The sequence below is a fragment of the Hoylesella marshii DSM 16973 = JCM 13450 genome, from assembly GCF_000146675.1.
Taxonomy (GTDB): domain Bacteria; phylum Bacteroidota; class Bacteroidia; order Bacteroidales; family Bacteroidaceae; genus Prevotella; species Prevotella marshii.
In genome coordinates, this window is the sequence record NZ_GL397214.1 from 2537746 (window position 1) to 2544623 (window position 6878).

Annotated in this window: 7 protein-coding genes; 2 read left to right on the forward strand and 5 right to left on the reverse strand. The window is 51.0% G+C overall.

Features of this window, described 5'->3' with window-relative positions; genetic code table 11:
- The first annotated feature begins 48 nt into the window (after positions 1-48).
- Entirely contained in the window at positions 49-168 is a 120-nt protein-coding gene (locus HMPREF0658_RS11935) for a hypothetical protein (protein WP_262502315.1), read from the forward strand.
- Positions 128-325, forward strand: a complete 198-nt coding sequence (locus tag HMPREF0658_RS11940) for a hypothetical protein (protein ID WP_262502311.1) — start codon at positions 128-130, stop codon at positions 323-325. The genes HMPREF0658_RS11935 and HMPREF0658_RS11940 overlap by 41 nt, the downstream gene beginning before the upstream one ends.
- Before the next feature lie 183 nt (positions 326-508).
- Here HMPREF0658_RS11940 and HMPREF0658_RS10495 read toward each other — a convergent pair whose 3' ends face one another.
- From HMPREF0658_RS10495 to HMPREF0658_RS10515, 5 genes are read right to left on the reverse strand one after another with little or no spacing between them, the layout of a single operon-like run.
- Positions 509-1054, reverse strand: coding sequence for a 5-formyltetrahydrofolate cyclo-ligase (locus HMPREF0658_RS10495; protein ID WP_006950743.1), 546 nt, complete (start codon positions 1052-1054; stop codon positions 509-511).
- Between the two features lie 16 nt (positions 1055-1070).
- Positions 1071-2093, reverse strand: a complete 1023-nt coding sequence (locus tag HMPREF0658_RS10500; protein ID WP_006950744.1) for a hypothetical protein — start codon at positions 2091-2093, stop codon at positions 1071-1073.
- 5 nt (positions 2094-2098) lie between these two features.
- Positions 2099-3745, reverse strand: a complete 1647-nt coding sequence (locus HMPREF0658_RS10505; RefSeq protein WP_006950745.1) for a S41 family peptidase — start codon at positions 3743-3745, stop codon at positions 2099-2101.
- Complete coding sequence (locus HMPREF0658_RS10510; protein WP_006950747.1) at positions 3732-4175, reverse strand: deoxycytidylate deaminase; 444 nt, start codon at positions 4173-4175, stop codon at positions 3732-3734. Before HMPREF0658_RS10510 ends, HMPREF0658_RS10505 begins: the two co-directional genes overlap by 14 nt.
- A gap of 14 nt (positions 4176-4189) precedes the next feature.
- The gene (locus HMPREF0658_RS10515; RefSeq protein WP_006950748.1) at positions 4190-6280 is read right to left on the reverse strand and encodes a M3 family metallopeptidase; all 2091 of its coding nucleotides are present in this window, start codon (positions 6278-6280) and stop codon (positions 4190-4192) included.
- Positions 6281-6878: the final 598 nt, after the last annotated feature.

Sequence of the window (6878 nt, forward strand, 5' to 3'; positions counted from 1 at the left end):
ACCACGGCGCAGTCGGCCGTTGCTGCCGGCGAACTGCGCAAGGCACGTTTGGCCACCGATGCGGCCTATCGCCATCTCGTGAAGTTCGTCAACGCGTTGGCCATGGTCTCGGGCACCAGCGATTACGATGCCCTGGCCAAGTTCCTCAACAAGCACATACCGGTATAAGCAGGAGGCGCTGCCGAAGAAAAAGCCGTCAGACGGCGACAAGAAGCCAGGTGACGACGGTAAGAAGCCGGACGATGGTGGCGGTAAAAATCCGGGGGATGGCGGCGGTGCCGGTCCTGTTCCCTCCGACCCTCTTCCGATGGTGCCGAAAGAGTGAGGCAGCAAGCCTATAAGAAACTTTTTTGCATAATACATAGAGTGGTACGCGTCGTGATGACGCGTACCACTCGCCTTTTGTAGAGTTGGGCTTCGCCAGAGACGTATTGAGTGCGTCTGTGGCGCTGACATCATGCACGGGATTTCGTTTCAAATCGAAACGGTTGGTTGGGGCGTGTGCCGGTCACAATATCTCGTCCATACGCACGTCGGTTGGCTCTGTGGGGACGCGGGATAGTTTCTGAAAATCGAAGCAAACGCCGATTTTGTAGGTGTGGGACAGCTGGTGCAGCAATCGATCGTAGTAGCCTTTGCCGCGGCCGATCCTGTTGCCCTGTGCATCGAAAGCCATACCCGGGACGAGTGCCACGTCGATGTCTTCGACTTGTCGGAAGGCCTTTCCCGTGGGCTCTTGTATGCCGAACGAGCCCGATTGGAAAGCGTTGTCGGGGCGATAGAGGCGCAGCTCGAGCGCGTCGTCGCTGACGACCACGGGCAGAAGTACGCGCTTGCCCATGGCGGCGAGGCGGGGGATAGCCTCGTGGGTGTAAACCTCGTCGGGCAGGGAATGGTAGAAGAGCACCGTGGCGGCCGATGCAACCCGCGGATGGGCGAGGAGACGGTCGATGATGGGCTGTGATTGTGCGCGTAATGTCTCGGCTGTGAACTGTTTTTTCAACTCGCGAACGTGGGCTCGCAGCGCGCGTTTATCTGTAGGAAGATTATCCATGTTTTTCCGAGAGAAGTCAATGGCGGTTATCGCAAAGAATGGTGATGGGCGGATCCTTTTTATCAACGAACTGAATGTCGGGACATCCGAAACTGATATAATAGAGGCCGTAGATCATCGCAGATTTGCCTTTGAATAAACAACCTGTCCACTGCATGTATCCATACTCTTCCGCTGTTGAATCTTCCTGCTCGAGAATCAGAGGAGTATGCGTCACGCCCTCGCTCTCTGAATACAATTCCTCAAAGAGTACTTTCTTTGTCTTGGAATTGATTACTACCAAATATCTTTTCATGATCTCTTCCTCGTCGATAGGCGCTTCCGAGATTCGCTTCAATTCTTGCAGATAATAGTCCAGCTCTCCGTAAGTGAATCGATAAGCGTCTTTGTATTCAAAGAAATCGTGCGCACCGATAATACCTTTTCCGATGATTTCGGGTTTCAGCTTCACGGGAAAGGCCTTGCGGGCGATACGCTTCCACACGATAGGTTTTATTCTGCCTGTCTGGAAAGGATTTTCGCTGCCCACAAAGGTGAAGTTCTCGCCCTCACCCACATCTCGTCGGCCGAGGTCAAGTCCGTATTCGTAGTCGCCTAAATGATACTCGCCCTCGCCCATGGCATAGATATTTATACACGCAATGGCAGGCAGTTCGCTCACGGTGTACTTATAAACAGTGTCTTTCCGGAAGTCGTAGATAAAGACCGTATCTGTCTCCAAGATACCCGCGGCCTCCAGCAATCTGGCTTTTTGGGCAGAAGAGATGTTTATGGTATCTTTATCAAAATCTTCGGGAGAAATAAGAGGTGCCTCCTCGTCTATGGCATAAGATTCCGACAGGTCTAAGAATGCAGTCCTTGTCATTCTCTCGATAGAATCGGTATAAAAGGGATTTGTGACGTATATCTTCATGGCAGAAGATGTGGCTTGTGCCCCGACACCGGAATTGCTGCTCTTGTCGGCCGGTAATGCGGTCTGTGCCGGGCAGCGATACGAGCTCCCGCAGATGATGAGGAAAGATAAGATGAATGTTTTCATAGGTCTTATTGTTTTGGATGTTGTTGAGTTACGGATTTCTTCGGAAAAGCCTCGTGCCGGCGGAATACGTTGAGTGCGGCACCGACAACAGGGTCGCCGATGTTGAGGTATTCCATCCACGCCTGCTCGTCGAGCATGTTGTAAATGATGCGGCTGTTGATATATTTGTTCAACAGACCGTAGGATTTTCGTATCATCAGGTTGCGGCGTTGCAGCCCGTTCTTCTCGGCGTAGGTGGCAAATTTGTCTACAAGATTTTGTTTGCGCAGGTAATCGGCCAGTGCTGTCATCTCTTTGAAATTATTCATCTTGAGCCGGTTGTCGTCGGTGTAGGTGAAAGCAAACTGGAGGATGAGGCCGCTCATTGCCGCCTGTTTGTAATAGGAAGTCATGTTGGTTGTATCTTCGGGTACGAAGATGTCGGGTGTGATGCCGCCTCCGCCGTATACGGGTCGGCCGATACCGGTATGGTAGGCCGGACCAGTGTGTTTAATGCTGTCTTGCGAGAAGAATTCACCGTGTCGATATCTGGCCATGATGTCTTCCTCGTATCCCTTGTCGTCGCCCACGGTATAGGGCTTTTGTATGCAACGTCCCGAGGGTGTGTAGTAGCGGGCTACGGTGAGGCGTATCATGCTGCCGTCGGGGAAAGCAATTTGCTGTTGTACCAGTCCCTTGCCGAAAGAGCGTCGACCGATAAGTGTGCCGCGGTCGTTGTCTTGTATCGCACCGGCGAATATCTCGGACGACGAGGCTGAACCTTCGTTGATGAGTACCACAAGCGGTATTTTCTGATAGCTTCCGCGCCCGTCGCTGCGGTAGTCTTGTCGGGGCGATTTGCGACCTTTGGTATAAACAATCAGTTTGTTGTTGGGCAGGAATTCATTGGCCATCTGCACGGCTGACTGCAAATAACCTCCTACATTATCGCGCAGGTCGATGATGAGATTGCTGAAGCCCTGCTGCGAGAGTTTGGCCAGTGCGATGATAAGTTCGGGGTAGGTAGTCTCTCCGAAGTTCTTGATGCGGATGTAGCCCGTGGAATCGTCTACCATGTAGACGGCACTAATACTCTTGTGTTGTATCTCACCCCGCGTCACGGTAAAGTATTTCACCATCTTGCTGCCATAGCGCAGTATGCCGAGTTTTACCTTAGAGTCTTTTTGTCCTTTCAACCGTCGCATGGCTTCTTCGGTTGTGACCACTTTTCCTACGAACGGTTTCCCGTCTATGCTCACGATTCTGTCGCCGGCAATGATACCGGCACGCTCGGCGGGACCGTTGCCGACAACCCCTTGCACGTGGATGGTGTCTTCACGGATGGTAAACTCAATGCCCACACCCGAGAATGAACCTTTCAGTTCATCGTTGGTCGCCTGCACATCCTTGGCGCTGATGTATACCGAGTGGGGGTCGAGCTCTGCCAATATCTGTGGCATGGCTTTCTCTACGAGGTCGTTGATGTTCACCGAATCCACGTATTGGTCGTCAATAATGTGCAACAGGTTATTGAGTCTGTTGCTGCCCGAATTGATGATATTAAGCCGATTGCCCGAAAAATGATTGGCATAGAACGTGCCGATCATAATGCCGACAACGACGCACAATGCCATGAGCATCGGCATGAAACGATTGGATTTATAGGGATTCATGTTCGTCAGGATTTAGGTAAATCACCTCAATATTTGCTTTTTTCATCAGTTCTACGCCATCTTCCAAGCGGTATTTTTCGGCGTAGACCACCCGTTTGATACCCGCTTGGATAATCAGTTTCGAGCATTCGATACAGGGCGATGCCGTGACGTAGAGTGTAGAGTTGTCGCTGTTGTTGGAACTTCGTGCCAATTTGGTAATGGCGTTAGCCTCGGCGTGCAGTACGTAGGGCTTGGTCGTATTGTCTTCGTCCTCGCAGATATTCTCGAATCCGCTGGGGGTGCCATTATATCCGTCGCTGATAATCATCTTGTCTTTCACCACAAGTGCGCCCACTTTGCGACGTTGGCAGTAGCTGTTCTCTGCCCAAATACGTGCCATGCGTAGGTATCTTAGGTCGAGTTCCTGTTGTTTGTCGGTTTCTATCATGGGATTTTTCGTTTTTATGTTCTTTGTTTTCGGATGCCGTCGCGTGCCAGCAAAGCATCAATAGTCGGTTCTCCACCGCGGAAGCGTTTGTAGAGTGTCATGGGATGTTCCGTGCCTCCTTTGGAGAGAATTTCCTTGCGGAACCGTTGTGCCGTCTGCCTGTCGAAGATGCCGTGTGCCTTAAACACGCTGAACGCATCGGCATCGAGCACTTCCGCCCACTTATAGGAGTAGTAACCGGCCGCATAGCCGCCGGCCATGATATGGGAGAATTGCACCGTCATACAGGTATCGTTGCGTTGGCGACCGATAATGGCTTTCTTCCATGCTTGCTTTTCGAAAGACAGAATGTCGGCCTCGAATGGCTTACGCTGCGTATAGTAAGCCATGTCGAGCAGGCCGAGACTCACTTGCCGTAGGCATTGTGTGGCCGCCATGAAGCTACGGCTTCTCACAATACGATCTATCAGTTCGTCGGGCAAAGGCTCACCTGTCTCGTAATGAATGGCAAAAGTACGTAGAAATTCACGTTCTACAGCGAAGTTCTCCATGAATTGTGAGGGTAGTTCCACGAAGTCCCACCACACGTTGGTGCCCGAGAGGCTCTCAAAGCGTGTATTGGCAAACATGCCGTGGAGTGCGTGGCCGAACTCATGAAGAAAGGTTTCCACCTCGCCCAAAGTCAATAGTGCGGGCTTCTCGGCCGTAGGTTTGGTAAAGTTCATCACCACACTTACGTGGGGACGATGGTTTTCGCCGTCGCTGTCAATCCATTGTCCACGGTATTCGGTCATCCATGCTCCGCCGTTCTTTCCCTGACGTGGATAGAAATCGGCGTAGAACACGGCGAGGAATCTGCCGTCGGCATCGTACACCTCATAGGCTTTTACGTCGGGATGATAGACGGGAATGTCCGGTGCAGGACGGAACGTGATGCCGTAGAGTCGCGTAGCCAAGCCGAACACGCCGTCGATAACGCGTGAAAGTTCCAAGTACGGACGCAGCATCTCTGCATCAAGGTCGTATTTGCGCAGCTTCAGTTGATGGGCATAGAATGCCGTGTCCCACTCTTCGAGTGTAAAGTCATTGCCCTCCAATTCCTTGGCTAATGCCTCCATCTCCTGTTTCTCTTCCATGGCGGCAGGCCGGTAGGCTTCTATGAGGTCGTCCAGCAGCCGGTACACGTTCTCCACGTTTGTGGCCATCCGATGCTTCAACACATAGTCTGCATAGGTGTCATAACCCAGCAGCTGTGCCGTTTCGCGCCGCAGATTAACCAGACGTTTGCATATTTCGGTGTTGTCTTCATCGTTGCCCTCCATACATTCCGTGTTGCGTGCCATATAAAGACGGCGGCGCAGGTCGCGACGCGTAGAATACGTCATAAAGGGACTATAGTTGGGGTAATCAAGGGTGATGACCCATCCCCCGAGTTTTCGTTCCTCGGCAGCCTGCTTTGCAGCGGCTACGGCTGTATCGGGTAATCCGTCGAGGTCGGCCTCGTCGGTGATATGAAGGGTGAAGGCCTTGTTGGCTTTCAGTAGGTTTTGCGAGAATTGGAGTGCCAGCACACCGGCTTCTTCCGAGAGGGTGCGCAGCCGTGCTTTCCCATCGTCGTCGAGCAAGGCACCGCTACGCACGAATCCGTCGTAGCACTTATCCAACAGCATCTCCTCTTCGGGCGATAACTCGCCGTGGTGTTCGTAGACGTAACGTATGCGTTCGAAGAGTTGCTTATTCAGACGTATGTCGTTGGCATGGCGGGTGAGCACGGGACTAAGTTTCTGCGCAAGGGCATCGAGTTTGTCGTTGGTCTCGGCACTCAGCAGGTTAAAGAATACGGCTGTTGTGCGGTCGAGCAGGTCGTAGTAATGTTCGTTGTCTTTCTCGTCGTCCACCCTTACCACGGTGTTCTCGAACGTAGGTTCGTCAGGATTGTTGATAATCTTTTCTATCTCCTCGTCGTCACGACGTATTCCCTCGATGATGGCCGGTTCAAAATCTTCAAGACGTATGCGGTCGAAGGGAGCTGTATCGTGTGGTGTCCCGTATGGCGAGAGAAAGGGATTTGTTCTTTTTTCGTTCTCTTTCAGATATTCATTCATACCTATTCCAATTATAATGCGTCTCACTTACACTTTTTAGCGGCACGGGAGTTGACCTTGTCTCTTGTCCGAGTGCAGTTAAACTTATGCAAAGTTTGCACCAATGAGTGGCATGAGAACTTGTTCTCACATGCCCAAGTGCAGTTAAACTTATGCAAAGGTAGTGATTTTAATTGACAACGAATGAAACGTTTCTATAATAATATGAGTTCTGGATAAGAGGTCTCGTCTAATACCCCCGTCGGGGCTTACAGTCCGATAGGCTTATCCAGAACTCGCGTAGTTAGATAATCAAGTCGATGAAACAGGGTTTATCATCGTCTTTACGATAGGAAATACAAATTCCCGCAATGAAGGGAAATATTTCCCCACCGTGAAGAGACAAATTTCCCGTCGTGGATAACAAACTCTCCAAACGTGGAGAACAGATTATCCAGACTTGGAGAACAAATTCTCCAAACGCGGATAATGAATTATCCAAACGTGGAGAACAGATTATCGCCATGTAACTAATCAATGAAAATGAAGAAATGTTGAGGTTGATGTAAACTAACTGATAATGAGGAGGGAATACATAAATCAGCATAATACTGCTCTA